The organism is Streptomyces europaeiscabiei (genome assembly GCF_001550375.1).
Lineage (GTDB): Bacteria > Actinomycetota > Actinomycetes > Streptomycetales > Streptomycetaceae > Streptomyces > Streptomyces europaeiscabiei.
The window spans coordinates 1-3,675 of the sequence record NZ_LRTR01000018.1; the positions used below are offsets into that span (position 1 = coordinate 1).

Below are 3,675 nucleotides of genomic sequence, written 5' to 3' on the forward strand. Positions count from 1 at the left end.
GAAGCGGCGGTCAGGGCCGTCAGGCCCGCGCCCACACCGGCGGCGACGAGCTTGCGGTGGGCGATGACGGTCATGGCCGTCCTGGCGGTGGCCGCCACCTGGCCGGATGCCTGGACGACCGCCTGTCGGCCCGCCTCGACGCCCTTGACCGCGCTGTGCACGGCACTGTTGGTGCTGTCGACCGCGCGCTTGGTCGTGTCGGCCGCGCGCCCGGCGCCGGCCTTGGCCGACGAAGCCGCGTCGTCCAGCTTGATCGAGGCCGTCTTCGCGCCCTGGGTGGCCGGTGCCGTCGCCTTGCCGGTGGTCCGGCGGGCCTTGGCCGCGGCCGTCTCGGCGGACGAGGAGTTCTCGTTCGGGTCCTTGTTCGATCGGTTCATGGAGACCGCGTTGCCGTTCATCGCCCCGGCAAACACATGGCTGGACGCCGGTGTCCGCCGCCGGTCCCGGCCCTCCCCCGCCGTCTGCCCATTCCTCCGCATGGCATAAGATCGCTTTATGAGGTCATAGACCCGACCCGCGTACCTGGTAAGGGTCACCTTAGTTTAGGCTTGCCGTCGAGTTGCTTTCCTCCGCTCGAAGGGAACCTGAACATGCCCCGCCCTCTGCGGGTAGCCATTGTCGGAGCCGGGCCCGCCGGGATCTACGCCGCCGACGCGCTGCTGAAGTCCGACGTGGCCACCGAGCCCGGTGTGTCCATCGACCTCTACGAGCGGATGCCCGCCCCGTTCGGACTGATCCGTTACGGCGTGGCCCCCGACCACCCCCGCATCAAGGGCATCATCACGGCCCTGCACCAGGTCCTCGACAAGCCGCAGATCCGTCTGTTCGGCAACGTCGACTACCCGTCGGACATCAACCTGGACGATCTGCGCGCGTTCTACGACGCCGTGATCTTCTCCACGGGCGCGACGGCCGACCGTGCGCTGGACATCCCCGGCATCGGCCTCGACGGCTCGTACGGCGCGGCCGACTTCGTCTCCTGGTACGACGGCCACCCGGACGTCCCGCGCACCTGGCCCCTGGAGGCCGAGAAGGTCGCCGTCCTCGGTGTCGGCAACGTCGCGCTCGACGTGGCCCGCGTCCTCGCCAAGACGGCCGACGAACTGCTGCCGACCGAGATCCCGGCCAACGTCCACGAGGGTCTGAAGGCCAACAAGGCGCTGGAGGTCCACGTCTTCGGCCGCCGAGGTCCGGCGCAGGCGAAGTTCTCCCCGATGGAGCTGCGGGAGCTGGACCACTCCCCCAACATCGAGGTCATCGTCGACCCCGAGGACATCGACTACGACGAGGGCTCCATCGCGACCCGGCGCGGCAACAAGCAGGCCGACATGGTCGCCAAGACCCTGGAGAACTGGGCGATCCGCGACATCGGCGACCGCCCGCACAAGCTGTTCCTGCACTTCTTCGAGTCGCCCACCGAGATCCTCGGCGAGGACGGCAAGGTCGTGGGTCTGCGCACCGAGCGCACCGCCCTGGACGGCACCGGCAACGTCAAGGGCACCGGCGAGTTCAAGGACTGGGACGTCACCGGCGTGTACCGCGCCGTCGGCTACCTCTCGGACAAGCTGCCCAAGCTGCCCTGGGACGTCGAGTCGGGCACCGTCCCGGACGAGGGCGGCCGGGTCATCGAGGAGACCGGCGCGCACCTGCAGTCGACGTACGTGACCGGCTGGATCCGGCGTGGTCCGGTGGGCCTCATCGGGCACACCAAGGGCGATGCCAACGAGACCGTCTCCAACCTCCTGGACGACTTCGCCAACGGGCGGCTGCACGAGCCCACCGCGCCCGCCCCGGAGGCCGTCGACGCCTTCCTCGCGGAGCGCGACGTGCGCTTCACGACGTGGGAGGGCTGGTACAAGCTCGACGCCGCCGAGAAGGCGCTGGGTGAGCCGCAGGGCCGCGCGCGCGTGAAGATCGTCGAGCGTGAGGACATGCTGCGGGAGAGCGGCGCGTAGCGCTCCGCCGGGTCAGGCGGACGGGGACAGGGGGACTGCGGGCCGACCGAAGCCGCGCGTTCATCGTGGCTGGTCGCGCAGTTCCCCGGGCCCCTGTGGGGGCCTGCGGCCCCATCACGGGGGTCGGACCCCTCCAAGGCATAAGCTCGGCCAATGGCCAAGTACTTCGACGTTCATCCCGAAAATCCTCAGCCTCGTGCCATCGGGCAGGTGGCCGACAGCATCCGTCAGGGTGGGCTCATCGCGTATCCGACGGACTCCTGCTTCGCGCTGGGGTGCCAGCTCGGCAGTCGTGACGGCATCGAGCGGATCCGTACGATCCGCCAGCTCGACGACCGGCACCACTTCACCCTGGTGTGCGAGAACTTCGCGCAGCTGGGTCAGTTCGTGCACGTCGACAACGACGTGTTCCGCGCCGTGAAGGCGTCGACGCCCGGCAGTTACACCTTCATCCTCCCCGCGACCAGGGAGGTGCCCCGCAAGCTCCTGCACCCCAAGAAGAAGACCGTCGGTGTGCGCATCCCCGACCACCGTGTGGCCCAGGCCCTGCTCGCGGAGCTGGGCGAGCCGCTCGTCTCCAGCACCCTGCTGCTGCCCGACGAGGAGGAGCCGCTGACGCAGGGCTGGGAGATCAAGGAACGCCTCGACTACCTGGTCGACGCGGTGGTGGACTCCGGCGACTGCGGCACGGAGCCGACGACCGTCATCGACTTCTCCAGCGGCGAGGCGGAGATCATCCGCAAGGGCGCGGGCGACACCTCACGGTTCGAGTGACCCCGAGAGCGGCGGCAGGGCTCAGGTCTGCCGCAAGGGCTCGTAGGCCTCGGCGCTCAGCCCGAACGTCCAGGCCACCCCTTGGCGGGCCGTGGTCGTCGTGGGCGGCACCCGCAGCCAGTAGGTGCGGCTCGTGCCGTCCGGCTCCGGCGTGGAGTTGACGACCTCCACCATCACCACGTCCTCGTCGCCGGGCAGGGCTATGCGCCAGAGCACACCCGTCTCGTCGCGGTGCACCGGCTTCGCCCCGGACTCCTCCAGATAGCGGTCGTAGCCGTAGTACTCGAGCATCACGCGGCGCAGCTCCGCGTTCTCCTCCGCCCGGATCTCCGCCGGGGTCAGCGTGCCCAGCCGGTCGAGGAACTCGCCGGGGACGGGCAGTCCGCGCCAGGCGTGCAGGGCGAATCCGTCGGTGTGGGCGAGGGCGGGTCCGTCGCCGCGGTCCAGTCGGCCCGCCTCGTCCCGGTGAAGCTCCACGGGCCGCTCGGCGACGACCGCGACGTTCTCGTACGGCCACCACCAGCCGGCCGTGCGGGCCACCTCGGCGAGTCCGTCGAGAGCGGGGGCCGCGTCGAAGGCGGACAGCCAGGCCGCGTCGTGCTGGCCCAGGACGGCGTCCAGGAGGAGCAGCCGGATACCGGTCTCCTCCTTGCGGTCGGCGGGGGCCAGGGCCTCCATGACGCCCGTGCGGACGCGGTCGACGAGCGGCCGGGTCGTCTCCCAGAGGTCGGCGCCCGCCGCACGCCAGTGGTCGCTCCAGCCGGTGGGGCCCAGCCGGGTGTGCAGCCGGGCACGCTCGGCGGCGAACGGTCTGTTGCGGACCGCGTCGCGGACGCTCGCCCCGGTCGCCGGCAGCGCCTGGCCGTCCTGCGCCAGTGCTCCCGACAGCAGGCGTACCGCCTCCAGGGGCGAGCGGGCCCACACGACCCGCTCGGGCTCCCGCAGC

Annotated in this window: 4 protein-coding genes; 2 read left to right on the forward strand and 2 right to left on the reverse strand. The window is 70.9% G+C overall.

Annotated features, from left to right (window positions below):
* Positions 1 to 377, reverse strand: a 377-nt coding sequence (locus AWZ10_RS00615) for a hypothetical protein (RefSeq protein ID WP_244172331.1), incomplete at its 3' end; no start/stop codon positions are given.
* A 213-nt stretch (positions 378 to 590) separates the two neighbouring features.
* Here AWZ10_RS00615 and AWZ10_RS00620 point away from each other — a divergent pair.
* Positions 591 to 1,955 carry an FAD-dependent oxidoreductase gene (locus AWZ10_RS00620; protein ID WP_046709097.1) on the forward strand — a complete coding sequence of 455 codons (1,365 nt, stop codon included), beginning with the start codon at positions 591 to 593 and terminating at the stop codon, positions 1,953 to 1,955.
* Positions 1,956 to 2,108: 153 nt separating this feature from the next.
* A complete protein-coding gene (locus AWZ10_RS00625; RefSeq protein ID WP_037698332.1) occupies positions 2,109 to 2,729 on the forward strand; it encodes an L-threonylcarbamoyladenylate synthase in 621 nt (206 codons plus the stop codon).
* A gap of 21 nt (positions 2,730 to 2,750) precedes the next feature.
* On the opposite strand, the gene AWZ10_RS00630 is transcribed toward AWZ10_RS00625, so the two are convergent.
* On the reverse strand, positions 2,751 to 3,675 hold a 925-nt coding region (locus AWZ10_RS00630), incomplete at its 5' end, for a DUF6745 domain-containing protein (RefSeq protein WP_060890167.1).